The following is a 13,601-nucleotide window of genomic DNA, read 5'->3' as shown; positions in this document are numbered from 1 at the left end:
AAGAAAGTTTTTAGTAAATCAATTATACCCGGGATTCTGAGTAAGAAAGGGATTTGCATCAATCTCACCCTGGGGAACAGGAAACAAGGCAGCCGTTGCTTTCCAGGCCGGCTTTAAAGATTTCATCACGGCATTTATTTTTCCTATTCGCTTAAGGTCAAAAAACCGATGTCCTCCTTCACAAAAAAATTCTATGCGTCTTTCATGAAGAATAGCATCCACGACCTCCTCTTCATCAAGCGATTCTGATAGCGGGGCCAACCCGGCCCTTTCCCGAACCATATTGACATCCTGAACTGCCCCTTTCAAATCCCCGGTTTCTGCACGGGCCTCGGCTCTTATCAGGTACTGCTCCGCTATCCTTAAAAGCGTACTAAATTCTTTAAAGGCACCTGCTGTACTTAGCTTATATTTATAAACCGCATTGTAGGAACTATCATCAATGATGACCGGCTTTAACCAATATGACCTCCTTCTGTCGTTTTGTTCAAAAGAATTATAGAGATCATTTGAAATGTAATATGAAGGGGGAGAGGTTGTTGAATTGGCAGCAAAGGTGAGCCCGATCTTTGAATAGCCATTCTGATTCCATAGCTGGAATATGGCTCCTTTTGAGTCTGAGTTAAATACCCCCTCTATATCAGGAAGACTGGCATTTACAGTAAAAAGTCCTGAATTAATTATTTCAGTCGAAGCGGTTATCGCTTCTCCCCACCTCTTATTATATAAATATACCCTTGACAGCATGGCCAGGGCTGCGTACTCAGAGGCCCTTATCTTTTCTCCGGTATTATTAACCCCCTTAAGTTTGCCCCTTGCTTCCTTCAGGTCACTGACAATCTGTTCATATATCTCATCGGGAGTATTTCTTGGCTGATGGGAGGTTATATCAACCTCCGCTGTAGTAATCAGCGGAACTCCACCCCAGATATTGACAAGATAGAAATAGCAATAGGCCCTTAAAAACCGGGATTCTCCTTCTGCCCCTGCTTTAATCGAATCTGCTATATCAGCAAAAGGCAGTCCGTTTATTATTAAATTGGTCTGATAAATGACCGAGTATAAACTTTTCCAAACCGTATAATTTCCGCTAACCACCTCGCTATTTATTTCGCCATTCAGATAATCAGGAATATTTGTGCTCAAGGAAGATGTAGAAAGCTCGTCTACATATAAACCCAGATAGTTCAAGAAGGAGCCTTCATAGTCCAAAGTATAACAACAGTTAAGCAACGCCGATTCCAACAATTTAGCATTCGTAAATATGCTACTTGTCGGAATAGACATTTTAGGCGGAGATACTTCTATCATTTTTCTGCAGGAAAAACTAAAGCAGCAAAACAATATCAACGAGAATATTTTTGATTGCATTGCACTTTTCATATCTCAAAGAATTAAAATGATAATTGAATACCCAAGACATAAGACTTCATCTGAGGGACTGAGGCAGATATTCCATTCACCGTCTCCGGATCTAATCCGGAAAATTCAGGATCAGATAAGGTAAATATGTTCTGCATTTGTAGGTAAATCATCGCTTGCTTTAGATGCAGTTTCTTCAAAAGCGGTTTGCTTATCAAATACCGGAGGCTGACATTTTTACAACGTATATAGGATCCATCTATCAATCCGGCACTTGAGTTTGTTAAATTCTGCATAGCAGCAAAGGCCGGCGTGCCGTAGGTGGCCGTTGGCTTCTGAACGTTCGTGATATCGCCCGGTTCTTTCCACCGGTTAAGCCCGTATTGAAGCACATTGCTTTGTGAGGCAATCGAATACAACCGGGGATTGATCCTGGATTGTTGCTTTACAAACTGAAAGAAGAGGTCTATGGAAAAAGATCCCAAGGACAAACTATTCTGTAATCCCCCGAAAATATCCGGGCTTGTCTTTCCGATAACTACATAATCCAATCCATAGGTCAGGCTGCCGTCTTTATCGATATCCTGAAATCGGGCGACGCCCGTACCGGCATCTATTCCCAGGAAACGATATCCCTTTACTATGCTCAAATCCTCCCCTACTTCATAAGTATTGGCATAGCTCGATTGTGCAAGACCAGGGAAGCTGATCAATTTGTTATGCGGGAATGTGATATTGAACGAAGTCTGCCAGGTTATTGCCTGGCCCGTTATGTTCTCGGTATTTAAGCTTAGTTCCCAACCGGTGTTTTGAACGACGCCCGGAAAATTGGCCTGATAGCTGCCGAACGGTCCACTTATATATGGAATCTTATAGGCTATGAGCTGATTCCCACTACGGTTATAAAAATAAGCCGCTGTTAAGGCAATTCTGTCCTTAAGGAAATTCAGCTCGAGGGCCGACTCCAACTTTTTCGTGGTCTCCCATCCGAATGCATCATTGGCCAATATGGAAGGCCGCAGCGTAGCAATGCCCTGGTATACATTGCCATTTTTGTAAGAAGATAAATATTGATAATTACTGATCTGGTCATTTCCGGTTATGCCGTAGCTGCCTCTTAATTTCCCAAAGCTTAAAAACGGCAATCTGTTTTTGAAGAACGGTTCTTCACTGAATATCCATCCCACCCCTACTGCTCCAAAATTGCCGAACTGCCGGCCGGGGCCAAACTTGGACGAGCCATCCCGTCTAAAGGTCATGTTAAGCAAGTATTTTTGCCTGTTGACCACGTTTATACGCCCGAACATCGACGCATACTTATATTCTGAATAACTACTCCCTTTGGCGCTTATGGTCCCAGCCGCAGCCAGGCTTTCAAGCAGCTCTTCGTTGGTATAATCCGTAGCAAAAATGTAATATCCCTCTGTGGTGACTTTTTGCCAGGTTCCCCCTAATAAGACAGAAAATTTACTCTTCCCTACCGAACGCCGATATTCGATCTGAGGCTCTACGAGGTAAGTTTCATTATAATTATTGCCGAAATTGGCAGAGCTTACCGGGCTAAAGGCCGGATTTTGCGTGGATGCCGGCAAAGAAGAAAACATGTCCATATTTATCTTGGTATAGCCGATACTGGTTTTAAGATCAAGCCCCTTTATCAGCGTGTAACGAAAAACCCCGTTAGCGATGAAGTTTTCAGTTTTACTTTTTGACTCCTGCCCCAGCCAGGCGACCGGATTGGTCAGCGTCCAATTATAGCTACCGTCTTTATTGTATATAGGATAATTAGGCGGCAACCCATATAAGCCTGCAAAATCGATTGATTTGATCAGGTTATTTTTATCCGAACTATAGCGGCTTGATAACTGAACAGAGAATTTCTTGTTTGCAGAAGAATGATCGAGATTGAAATATCCGGACCCGCGATCATATCGCTGATCTCCGGGCAATATGGTCCCTTCCCGGCGATAGCTTAGCCCTAATCGGAAATGGGTATTCATGGACCCTCCGGAAAGCGTCACCTCGGTATTGATAACGCGCCCGGTTCCTCCCAGGAGATACCGGCCCCAATCCGTATAGTGACGCTGATCCCATACCAAAAGATCAGGCGCATCTGCTGGGGAAGGCTCCTTATTGTCATTGACATATGCTTCTTTTCTTAATTGCAGGTAGTCGTTTAAGCCAAGCATTTGGGGAAGCCTTACGGATTTATTAAATCCATAGTATACATTGACATGCCCCTCGGTTTTACCGGACGTCCCCTTCTTTGTCGTGATCAGGACAACACCATTTGCACCCCGGGAGCCGTATATAGCGGTAGCATCGGCGTCTTTCAGGATCTCTATGGATTCAATATTATCCGGCGTGATGCTGTTTAAGGGACTGACCAAGCCGTTGATATTCTGAAAATTACTGGCCAGCGAATTTAAAGGCGTTGAAGTGACGGGCACTCCGTCTATGATGTATAGCGGATCCGTGCCGGCGGCAATAGATCCCCGCCCTCTCACCTGTATCTTTATATTCCCACCCGGCAGCCCGTTGGTGGTCTGTACAAACACCCCAGGCATACGGCCGGAGAGCGCTGCCAGCACATTCGTCACCGGTTGCTTCCCGATCTCTTCGGCTGTGATCCTGCTGATGGAGCCGGTGTTGAGGCGGCGGGTGGTGGTGCCGTAGGCCATGACGACCGTTTCATCCAGCGTATTGAGGGCGGGTTGGAGGCGGATCTCCAGCATAGTCCTCTCCCCCGGTACTATTTTTTCCGGGCGGTAGCCTACCGAGGATATGAGCAGGGTATCACCCGGAGAAATACCGGGCAATGTGAAATGGCCTGAGGCATCCGTAAGGACGCCACGGGCGCCATGCAAGAGATGCACAGTAGCCCCGGCCAGGGGCTGACCGTTCCGACTGTCATATATCCCGCCGGAGATACTCCGGCCTGAAGGACGCTGGGCCTGTACAGTAAAAGACAAGCCCATCAGGCCTGCCCACAGCAGGGTAAATTTCTTCATGTACTACGTGTTCGTGAAACAATAAAGTGCAGGTCAGCTCCGGCAAACGGCTATATCTTACTTAGGAAAACCAGTAAGACACGGCTTCGAGCGTGAAGAGAAATAATAAACTATACCGGATTTTTGGGCTTAACACAAAACTTAGTCTGTAATAAGTAAAGTTCTATGTTCTGATAGATCAACTCCATTAAGCCAATATTGAAATAATGAAGCTGCTTAAGAAGTCTGCGGATAAGCGGCGCCTGGGAACTTGCGGAAATAAGAGGGCGCAGGCATCCACCTATCAACTGGAGGGCTAGCACACCCTTGTCATGATAAGTTTAGCCCACGCCCGGGTCGTGAGCTATCCACTTATCGTCCCATGACAATTGAAAAGTGCTAGTTTCCAGTTGAGACTCTAAGCGAATGGCTTCAAATCAGTTTTTGAAGAATCGCAAATTTAGTCATTTCGGCACTACCGGATGAGTATCTCCGGAAATGCTGTCCTAAAGGTAAGGAAATATTTTTAATCATGTGAGGTATAACACAATTTTATTTTTTCTGATTTGGCTGACTTTTCCTGAAAGTCAGTTTTATGGTTTGGGAGCAGCGCTACAATGAAGAAATTCAACTGTTTGGAGAACGGATCCGCTGGATCAGAAAATCCCTCGGCTTAAAGCAGGAAGACCTGAAAGCGCTTTGCGGCATCTCCCGCACGGAGGTGAGCCGGATCGAACACGGCAAGAATAATGTGGAACTGCTGACCCTTACCCGCTTGGGCATGGCCTTCAAAGCTGAGCTGCATACTTTCTTTGCTGCAGAAGACGCCGCTGTGGTTCCCGTAAAACAGAAGCGGAGTATGCCAAAGCGGCTGGCTTTTGAAAAGAAAGCGCTGGGCCTGCGTTTGTATGAGGTAAGAAAGCACCGGAAGCTGAGTCAGCTGGATCTGAACGTCTTGACCGATATAGACTCCGGAGAAATAAGCCGTTATGAAAGCGGACAAATAAATATCGTCTTTTCCACCCTTGTCAGGTTTGCCACCGCTTTGGAAATACCGCTTGCTGATCTTTTCGATTATGACGGCCCTCTGCCGGACAATACACATTATAAGGGAATGAAGCCGGATTGAATACGTGCTTGCAGAAGAAGGGAGATAAAAAATAAATGCTGCTCGCAATAGCCCCTAATCCTTCACAAAAAGATAGTCACAATACCTGCTCAAATAGACCAATCACACGTAAGTTCTTAGCTTCGTTACCTGTGAGCTTTATCACCTTATAACCTTCAGCATGGGTTAAAGGTTTCAAAGTAATCGTGGCATGCTGCCAGCCTTCAGGAGTAGTGTTTTTTGTACTGTGATATTCCTTTACCGTATAATAAGAACCGGAATCTGGGTCCTGCATATCCGTCAGCTCTACCAACACAATTTTGCCGTTTCTCGACCCGCCATCGTCTCTTCTAAATAAACAAATAGATCCATTAGGAATTACTTTATTCATAGACTCGCCAACTACAGCACACGCAAACAACCCTTCGGTCGATTTGTATTTGGAGGGCAAGGGAACCGTATCCACATTATCTACCTGCTGTTCATTGCTGAAAGCTCCGGCAGCAGCCTGTAGGTTATATAAAGGTATTCGCAGTATACTTTTATCGGCTATGGTATCCGCCGGATCTGAAGCTTCATTTGGCTGTGGTTCAATATACGGCAAGTGCTTCTCAAAATAAGCACGTAGTTTATCATCCACTACATATACATAACATCCCTCAATGGCGCGCAACAGCAATGTTTTGTAGATATGGATGATATATTCTTTTAATTCCGCATCGTCCTCAACGCCTTTTTTACCATTACTATCATAGTAATGTTGTTTTAAAATAACAATTTCATTTGTTTTCTCATTATAGGAAATTTCCTTCCCCAAAATAATCCCTGCAAAATTCAGATCGTAGCCCTGCGTAGTATGAATACAACCTACTTCATTAACTGCATTAGCAGAGTTTATCCAGTCGCTATTGGTTACATTCCATTTCAGCCATTTTCCCTCAATTTCAATATCCGCCTGCATCGGATTGGTTTTAGATCTCCAGGGCCAGGAGAACCCCGCTATCATGCGCGACAAACTGGATTCATCATCATGCTGCTTTACATGCTGTATTAGCTCCTCAATTGAATTACAAAGCCGTAATATGTATCTTTTTGAGTAAAATCTACCATATTCCTTCGGTAATTGTGTATGCAATAACCGGTGCACAAAAGATACATAGTCATTACCACCTTTTACCCTCAGTTGAGAAACCAAGGGTGTTACAATTGTATCCGATCGTGCTTTTAATGACGTAAATTGTTCAGCAGGTACATCGGCGGGTTTTATAGACTGTTCTTTGTCATAAAAAAGTACCGTCTTATCTGATTGTTTCAGCACCCAGTCCAGCTCGGTATGCCGATGCTTGTCAAAGCCCAACTGCCGGCTTGCAGTATCAAAGCTGAGGTAATTGGTAAGTGATTTTCTCCACCTCAACCGGTGCGCCTCATCTACTATAATAATATCAAAATGCTTTTTTGCGATATCAGAAGGTCCGACAACCATGCTCGGTTTTAACCCTTTAACATTTTTAAAAACACGCGTCAGGGTAGCCCTAAAAGAAGTCATTGGCACCACTAATGCCATTTGAGGATCGGGGTACTTTCCTTTTACAGCCCTTGTCAGATCCAGTATTTTTTCCTCATATTCGCCAAACGTTGCAAAATTAAACTCTTCAAGTGGCGTATGTAACAGCTTAAATAAAAACAAAGCCAAAACCGTCTTTCCTGTTCCGGCCCCTCCTTCCAATACAATATTTCTTTTGTACGGGTTGAGCAGCATTTGCAGGATAAGAATAATACCTCGCTTCTGGTCTTTTGTAAGGCTCTTATAGGGCGAATACTTAAAGAGAGCAGAATTATCAATATCCTTAATAGAGTGCCGGGCAATACCTAAGCCCCTTAACCGGCTCCAAATATCTTTAAACAACTCCCAATACCACTGCTTTTGGTAGTAATTGTGATTTGACAGCCCGACATTGCAATTTAATAACCGGAATTTCCCGTCTGCAGCAATATATTTTATAAGGTTACTTTCAATATCCAGCGTAGCAGATTTATTAAACCGATTACTCGTAATAAAATGAGCCTCAGTTAATCTGCTTTTTTCTCCATTGCTCAGGTGCGTGGCCATGCGCGCTAGTAGGTCCGTGGTCTCCCCTACGTAGGCTTCTCTTAGGGTACCGTCATTCAAAATATACACAATCGGCCAAAAGTTCCGCGCCTGTGAAAGTGTTTCCAATTGTAAAAAGATGGCTTTATTAAAAGCAATCTCTTTTATTTCCAGTTCCGGCTCACTCATTACAGTTCATTATATTTTTTGGCATTGCCTTTAGCCTTATCCACAGGGTATTTTTTTGCGTTGTCGGTTATTTTTTCCAACAATATTTCCTTTATATCAAACCCGTATTTATTGGCCAGCAAAAAGGCATAAGCCAGCACATCTGCCAGTTCCTCCTTTACCTTATCCCGATCAGCCACTTCCGGCTGCTTCCAGAGGAAGATCTCCAGCAGCTCCCCGGCCTCTACACTTAAGGCCACGGCCAAGTCTTTAGGATTATGAAACTGGTCCCAGTCCCGAGCATCCCTGAATTCCAGGAGACGTTGCGTTATAATTTCTATGTCTTGCATAAAAACAAATTTATACAATAAAATTAGTCGTTTTATGCATTTTATTTTAAAGGCCCTGAAGAAGAATCCCCAAGCTAACTAGGAGGCGACATCACCCGGAATACCGGGTCGGATTCCGCAGAATTTACGTAACTATTTTTGATAATAGCATAAGGCTATGACGCAATACGAGCCGGTTAAAGTTTACACACTTATCGAGATAGCCCTTATTTTTCATTCTCTAAAAATGGGGCTTCTTTATTAATAGACTTAATTCCTTTTAGTGTAGGAGTTGGGTTTCTCCTGTTTTGACGTTCAAAGAAAAAGGTGAGGGTTTGGGTAGCCGCAATTTGCCATTACCGATTTCCAGCGGCATCCACAAATACCTTGAATCCCATTGTTGAGCAGGCTTCCACTGATCTGCTAAAAACAGTACAGTGGTTTTTTTACTTCCGACAACTTTAACCATCATGGTAGATTGCGAGCCATAAGTATTGGCCTCCGGCGGAGCAATGTCTTTAAACGCTGACCAGGGGCCGGATAGCGACTTTGCAGTGGCATATTTATTAGGATTGGGTCGCCAACCCGTTAAGGCAGAGCCTATCGCGTAATACAATCCATTATAATTTACAATAGCGCCGCCCTCCAGGGGCGCCTGCACCAGGCAAACCTTTTTATCCACGTTCAGATAATCAGCAGTAAGGCTTGCGATAAAAAACCCTTTGGTGGGCCTGCTTTCAAAGATGAGATAAGGCGTGCCGTCATCGTCAATAAATTGACCAATATCCCGGCTTTCTTTCCCCAAGGGGCGAAAACTATGCGCATATTCAAAAGGGCCTTCGGGCTTTTTACTGGTAGCTACCCCCACACGCGCAAACCGATACCGGGCATCATCCAGGTGAAAATACATTACGTAGGTTTTGGTTTTCTTATTATAGAAAACCTTGGGCCGCTCCAATACCCACCGGTTCCCCAGGTTTTCAGGATCTGACAATTGCAGCGCATTCCCTTTAAACTCCCAGTTAACCAGATCCCGGGATTTATAGCAGCTTACATAGCGGTAGCCCGTATCCAATCCCTTGGCACGTTGCTCACCATACCAGTAATAATCTTTACCCAGCTTAATAATGCCGCCACCATGTGCCTGAATATGATTGCCTTCATTGTCTTGCCATATAGCACCCGGATAAATAGTGCTTTTCGTCTGTGCCTGTACGATGGTGGACAGAAACATCAGACAGGTCCCAAGCCATAATTTCATATTCATGACATCTATTTTTTTAGGGACTACAATTTAACCATCCCCTTCCCCACAAATTTAGACTTTCGTGGACTTGCCTTAAAGGGCTTAATGTTAAATTGGCTTCATCAAGAGGCTTGGAATGTATCGTTATCTTTGTCTTCCGTCCAGTTATATTCAATTCCAACCGCAACTTTTCTCGCAACATCAACGCCGTGGCGATCGCCTAAAAACCCCAACGCCATATCCATTCCTGCGCTCACGCCGGAGGAGGTATAGAACTTTCCGTCGACCACCCACCTCGCTTTCTTGTTCCATAGTACATTGGGGCCGTTGGTAATGACCCAATCAAAAGCGCGCTTATTGGTCGTTGCGCCTTTTCCATCCAACAAACCCGTCTTTGCCAGTAGGGCGCTCCCCGTGCAAACGGTCAATACATACGCGCTGATGCCGGATATCGCCCTGATCTTGTCAATGAGCGGCTCGTTATTGACTTCTTTGCGCGTCCCCAGGCCGCCGGGGATCAGAAAAATGTCCACGCGGTCAGGGATAGCCGATAACTCCTCCGTCAAAATAGCTACACCGTCCTTGTTCCTTATCGCGCCGCCAGGTAGGGAGAAAAATCTAAGGGTATACAAGCCATCCAACCGGCCAAAGATCTCAACCGGCCCGAAAACATCTAAGGTTTCAAAGTCTTCAAATAATAAAACGGCGATTTCCATATTGCAATTTCTATAAAATTAGGGCAAATTATTCATAGTTAATCTTCATCTATAGCACGTGATCAACGGCCCGGTATTGATCCACTATCGCCTTTATCACCAGTCCGGGGTTATCATCAAAAACATAATGGCTGCAACCCTTCGCAAAGATATATTTACGGTTCGGCCGCACCCGGGCAAACTCCTGCATACACCGCTTCCACCTTATGCTATCCGCTCCTTCGAAGGGTGTATCGTCAGAGCAGATAACCGTCAGAGGAGCATCCCATGCAGGGGCGGCCTCCCGCATCACCCTGCTGGTATATTCATAATTGCGCGCGATGAAATAAAAACCCAGGCTTTGCCTTTTTATGCTTTCCAGGCTGTCGCTAAAGAACATCCTGACTTCATGCGCCTTCTCCGCGGTCATAAAGCAGGGCGATACATTGTCTATAAACACCCCACCCTGAACCCTATCCTCATTCCTGGATGAAAAGACCATGGCATACGCCCCGCCCAAAGAATGCGCCACCACAAAGCAGCCCTTGCCGTATCCTAACTTCCTCAGCCCGGCCTCCAGCCCCTTGACCTCATTGATGACACTCAAGCCGGCCGTGTCGATCCCGCTCTTCCCAAACCCCTCCCGGTCATACGTGATCAAAGGCGCCCCTAAGGAGTCATCCAAGGGCTTTAACAGGTCCTTCCAGACACTGCCGTCATTGCCTGCCCCGGATTCAAAAAGGATGGGTGTGCCCCGCCCTTCAACCACCTTAAAATGCAGCTTGTAGCCTCCCACGTCGATCAAGGTGTCGATGTCCTGGGCGCTCCCCTTCGTATGGAGGCCTATGGATAGGAGAAAGAGTAGGAAGCTGAGCAGTTTGGCCATAATGGTGAGCTTTTTGCTTGTTTTTCGAAAAATCAGCCGGGCCTTCGGGACAGCATCTCAAGGCTACGCAAATGTAAGGCAACCAGGCCGTTAAGGAATGGGGTCGGCCATTAAGGCAGGGTAAGTGGATTAAGCTACTTTTCCTAATAGGCGGGCAAAAGTATCCTGATTTATAAAATACATTAATCATCAACTAATTATTAATTAATAGAATTAATATATTGCATAAATGAAGAAACGATTTTATATTAGAGCGACGTAATTCTTAACTTATTTATAAACCTAAATTTTCTCTGACAGCCAGACATCCCTTTACAATGAGTATTAGGTCCTTCTCAATATGGATCACCACTCTAATAATTCATCAAATTTTATACTTCTTAAAACAAAGTCAATACAAGGCAGATCTATTATGTTGATGTGATAAAACTTTTGACATATACTCCTCACTTAATGCAATTGATAAGCGGTCATAATTGTAAACTGTAAGGTTCCAAAGCTTTAAAACAGAGAAGCGAGTTGACATAAACGTTTAACCACAAGAAACAAGGGTTTCAAATAAAGTTACGATGTCTATTGAAATTGAACATTTGAAACTATCAGTAACAATCAATGTATGTATATAAATATTGAAATAGAAAACTTCAAGTCCATAGTTTCAACTAAACTGGAACTCCAAAAAGGTCTCAATATTTTAATTGGTCAAAATGGTGCCGGAAAAACCTGTACTCTATACAGCCTCAAATTCATAAAAGACATTTTGACAAAAGGAGTTGGCTTAGCTATGGCACGTGGAGGCGGGCCATCCAGAATTTATCATAGGGGAAAAAGAAAAATCACCTTCCGAATTAAACTAGATTATGGGGAACGAGTAATAAATAGCCGTAAACGGGATACTACATGTTATTGGACTCTCTCTGTTGAACAAAAGGGGCGGGAGAAAATTGCCACAATTTCCTATGAAGGAATTTCAATTGATTGCGAAATAGGGGGCAATATAGAAAATGTACTTAATATTGAAATCGACAGAAAAAATGTTGACAAACCTATCTCAAACTTCAAACTAAACACGACCGTCGCTGGAAAGGACATCTTAGATATTCGACGAAATAGATTTGATAGGAAAAAAGAATATCTATTTGAAAATATGAGAGTCCATATTGAAGGAATTTTAGCTAAGTTAAAAAAAAATGGAGATAAAAGTTTGCTGTCAATATTATGGCTCGAAGATAGATCATTAGCAAAGCTCTTTTCTTTCTTTTCTTCTCTTAATGAATATAATATCATCCCTGAAAGAGCACGACAAGCAACAGAACAACTTCCATATTCAAAAATGGAATCGAATGGCTTTGGAATAAGTGAAGTAATATATGCTCTTGAGAAAAGGAATTTCCACAAACTTTCGATAGTAAATGAAATTTATGATATTGATGATTACGAATTCCCAATTTTTAGAGATTACTATTTTGGTAGCGGCTTTATGACCAGAAAAGATCGGAAAAATATTGAGTCTGCCTTTGGAAGAATTAATAGAGAACTCTCTGCCGCTGTTAAACCAATCTCCAATGTTTCTGTAAAAATAGATAACTCAACCGGTCGGCGATATGTCGTTTTCAACACAAGTAAAAATACTTTTTATCCCGACGAGGTATCGGATGGGACTATAAAATGGTTATGCATTGTAACAAGTATTTATGTTGGTTTCTCAAATATCTATTTACTTGAGGAACCAGAAAACTTTTTACATCCTTGGATGCAACAAAAACTTATACAAATCATGCGAGATCAAGCACATGAGAGCGATACAATCTTCCTTTTAACATCCCATTCAATTACGCTCCTTAATGGATGTAATCCAAACGAAATAAGAATAGTTGAATCTACAAAGGATGGCACCAAAATAAAGTCAATTGAAGAAGAAGAGGAGATAACTGGATTTTTAAAAAATTCTGATTTTAGATTAGGGGATTTATGGGTTAGTGGAGGGATTGGTGCTGTCCCCCAATAATAATATTATTAAGCCATGAAGAAACTCGGTATAATAGTTGATGGAGCCGCTGATTTACTTTCTATAAAGAAAAGATATCCCGGTAAATTTAAAGTATTAAAAACAGACGGCCCTAGAGGCCATTGTTCACAGGTTTGTGACATAATTTCAAAGTCACGTAAACAGGTATCAATGTTAAAAGCATTGAATTGCAAAAGAGCTATTATTCTTTTAGATTTTGAATGCAGAAAGGAGTCTATTACTAGTTTTGTTAAAGATTTAAAAACAGAAATAGAAAAACAGGATCTCCCCCTCATAACAGATATAGTTGTCTCTAATAAAATGATTGAAAATTGGTACCTAGCGGATATTGAATACTTATCACAAAGGAAAGAATATATAAAAGACCGTCTTAAGCAAAAAAGTTATGAAGGAAAACATGGAAAAGATGAATTAAGAAAGTTATTTAAGAGAAATTATAGTTATTCTGAAACCTCACATGGTCCCGAGTTATTTTCTATGATTAGAGAATCAATAGCCAAAAAAAATAGCATTTCATTTAAAATCTTTATAGAAAAAACCAGTTAAATCGATTTTTAATCAATCGTCAATATCTACTAAATACTAAGAACCGACCTAAATCATTCCGATATCAAATATTAACGTCTTGTGCTATTAAAAACATAATGCGTGTTTGATCTTTGAAATTTTGAGTCCATTTTTGAAATTGATAAACTGGAG

Annotated in this window: 10 protein-coding genes; 3 read left to right on the top strand and 7 right to left on the bottom strand. The window is 42.7% G+C overall.

Translation table 11 applies throughout. The annotated features are described in order from the left end of the window. Nucleotides 1–18 precede the first annotated feature (18 nt). Both ABD851_RS14765 and ABD851_RS14760 read right to left on the bottom strand, forming a co-directional pair. A complete protein-coding gene (locus tag ABD851_RS14765; protein ID WP_486303615.1) occupies nt 19–1,212 on the bottom strand; it encodes a RagB/SusD family nutrient uptake outer membrane protein in 1,194 nt (397 codons plus the stop codon). Nucleotides 1,213–1,394: 182 nt separating this feature from the next. After that, nucleotides 1,395–4,373 carry a SusC/RagA family TonB-linked outer membrane protein gene (locus ABD851_RS14760; protein ID WP_344980638.1) on the bottom strand — a complete coding sequence of 993 codons (2,979 nt, stop codon included), beginning with the start codon at nt 4,371–4,373 and terminating at the stop codon, nt 1,395–1,397. Nucleotides 4,374–4,947: 574 nt separating this feature from the next. Here ABD851_RS14760 and ABD851_RS14755 point away from each other — a divergent pair. After that, a complete protein-coding gene (locus tag ABD851_RS14755; protein ID WP_344980636.1) occupies nt 4,948–5,481 on the top strand; it encodes a helix-turn-helix domain-containing protein in 534 nt (177 codons plus the stop codon). A 76-nt stretch (nt 5,482–5,557) separates the two neighbouring features. Here ABD851_RS14755 and ABD851_RS14750 read toward each other — a convergent pair whose 3' ends face one another. The 5 genes from ABD851_RS14750 to ABD851_RS14730 all read right to left on the bottom strand — a co-directional run bounded on the left by ABD851_RS14750 (nt 5,558) and on the right by ABD851_RS14730 (nt 10,873). After that, the gene (locus ABD851_RS14750) at nt 5,558–7,738 is read right to left on the bottom strand and encodes a DNA/RNA helicase domain-containing protein (RefSeq protein ID WP_344980634.1); all 2,181 of its coding nucleotides are present in this window, start codon (nt 7,736–7,738) and stop codon (nt 5,558–5,560) included. Then, nucleotides 7,738–8,067 carry a nucleotide pyrophosphohydrolase gene (locus ABD851_RS14745; protein WP_344980632.1) on the bottom strand — a complete coding sequence of 110 codons (330 nt, stop codon included), beginning with the start codon at nt 8,065–8,067 and terminating at the stop codon, nt 7,738–7,740. The genes ABD851_RS14750 and ABD851_RS14745 overlap by 1 nt, the downstream gene beginning before the upstream one ends. A gap of 259 nt (nt 8,068–8,326) precedes the next feature. Then, a complete protein-coding gene (locus tag ABD851_RS14740) occupies nt 8,327–9,313 on the bottom strand; it encodes a family 43 glycosylhydrolase (RefSeq protein WP_344980630.1) in 987 nt (328 codons plus the stop codon). 101 nt (nt 9,314–9,414) lie between these two features. Next, nucleotides 9,415–10,008, bottom strand: a complete 594-nt coding sequence (locus tag ABD851_RS14735) for a DJ-1/PfpI family protein (RefSeq protein WP_344980628.1) — start codon at nt 10,006–10,008, stop codon at nt 9,415–9,417. A 49-nt stretch (nt 10,009–10,057) separates the two neighbouring features. Next, nucleotides 10,058–10,873: an alpha/beta fold hydrolase gene (locus ABD851_RS14730; protein WP_344980626.1), complete on the bottom strand. Its 816-nt coding sequence runs from the start codon at nt 10,871–10,873 to the stop codon at nt 10,058–10,060. A gap of 616 nt (nt 10,874–11,489) precedes the next feature. Here ABD851_RS14730 and ABD851_RS14725 point away from each other — a divergent pair. Both ABD851_RS14725 and ABD851_RS14720 read left to right on the top strand, forming a co-directional pair. Then, nucleotides 11,490–12,881 carry an AAA family ATPase gene (locus ABD851_RS14725; protein ID WP_344980624.1) on the top strand — a complete coding sequence of 464 codons (1,392 nt, stop codon included), beginning with the start codon at nt 11,490–11,492 and terminating at the stop codon, nt 12,879–12,881. 15 nt (nt 12,882–12,896) lie between these two features. Beyond that, entirely contained in the window at nt 12,897–13,448 is a 552-nt protein-coding gene (locus ABD851_RS14720) for a hypothetical protein (protein WP_344980622.1), read from the top strand. The last annotated feature ends 153 nt before the right edge of the window (nt 13,449–13,601 follow it).

Origin of the sequence: Compostibacter hankyongensis, assembly GCF_039541075.1 — a bacterium.
GTDB lineage: Bacteria > Bacteroidota > Bacteroidia > Chitinophagales > Chitinophagaceae > Compostibacter > Compostibacter hankyongensis.
Note: the sequence above shows the minus strand (reverse complement) of the source record. Positions and strands in the feature narration are given on the sequence as shown.

Excerpts from the sequence above, each read along its gene's own strand:
- ABD851_RS14730 (WP_344980626.1), bottom strand. The coding sequence starts at position 10,873 with ATGGCCAAACTGCTCAGCTTCCTACTCTTTCTCCTATCCATAGGCCTC.
- ABD851_RS14760 (WP_344980638.1), bottom strand. The coding sequence starts at position 4,373 with ATGAAGAAATTTACCCTGCTGTGGGCAGGCCTGATGGGCTTGTCTTTT.
- ABD851_RS14735 (WP_344980628.1), bottom strand. The coding sequence starts at position 10,008 with ATGGAAATCGCCGTTTTATTATTTGAAGACTTTGAAACCTTAGATGTT.
- ABD851_RS14720 (WP_344980622.1), top strand. The coding sequence starts at position 12,897 with ATGAAGAAACTCGGTATAATAGTTGATGGAGCCGCTGATTTACTTTCT.
- ABD851_RS14745 (WP_344980632.1), bottom strand. The coding sequence starts at position 8,067 with ATGCAAGACATAGAAATTATAACGCAACGTCTCCTGGAATTCAGGGAT.
- ABD851_RS14755 (WP_344980636.1), top strand. The coding sequence starts at position 4,948 with ATGGTTTGGGAGCAGCGCTACAATGAAGAAATTCAACTGTTTGGAGAA.
- ABD851_RS14740 (WP_344980630.1), bottom strand. The coding sequence starts at position 9,313 with ATGAATATGAAATTATGGCTTGGGACCTGTCTGATGTTTCTGTCCACC.
- ABD851_RS14725 (WP_344980624.1), top strand. The coding sequence starts at position 11,490 with ATGTATATAAATATTGAAATAGAAAACTTCAAGTCCATAGTTTCAACT.
- ABD851_RS14750 (WP_344980634.1), bottom strand. The coding sequence starts at position 7,738 with ATGAGTGAGCCGGAACTGGAAATAAAAGAGATTGCTTTTAATAAAGCC.